1 protein-coding gene is annotated in these 453 nt (G+C 38.0%); it reads right to left on the bottom strand.

All coding sequences use genetic code 11. The features are described 5' to 3' along the window. Window positions 1-321 (bottom strand): DUF3334 family protein (locus BCT81_RS03555; protein WP_133152525.1); only part of this gene is annotated, 321 nt, incomplete at its 3' end. Window positions 322-453 lie beyond the last annotated feature (132 nt).

Raw genomic sequence — 453 nt, 5'->3', positions numbered from 1 at the left:
TAATTCACCTAGTACGTCACCCACTTCATCAGATGTATGCAGCACAGCCAGTTCATTTTCCGGCATGCCCATGTTACGCATGTAATTGGTGTAGATCTCTAATGCGGCTTTCGACGTAAAATTGATAACAACAAGACCAGAAAAGCCTCCGTCAAATAGAACGAAGCAACCAAAATCTGGCTTTAGGCTTGTCTTATTGATCTTTTGAACCATGGCTGAATAGGACACCTGAGAAGCCGTTGCTGATGTAAGTACGCTTGAGACTGATTGGCATAGCTTAAGAAGAATATCTTCAGTGGTGACTGTTTTATTTTTTTTCATTTTGATGTGCTCGTGGAGATGTCTTAAACAAAATGTTATTCAATATTTTGTTACTGAATTAAGACGAAAGTGACTATTTCTCCATTCTTGCACTGAGATTCTGATTTGATCACCTTTTTATATGATCTTAAT

The sequence above is a fragment of the Vibrio sp. 10N.261.52.A1 genome, from assembly GCF_002876325.1.
Classification (GTDB): domain Bacteria; phylum Pseudomonadota; class Gammaproteobacteria; order Enterobacterales; family Vibrionaceae; genus Vibrio; species Vibrio chagasii.
Note: the sequence above shows the minus strand (reverse complement) of the source record. Positions and strands in the feature narration are given on the sequence as shown.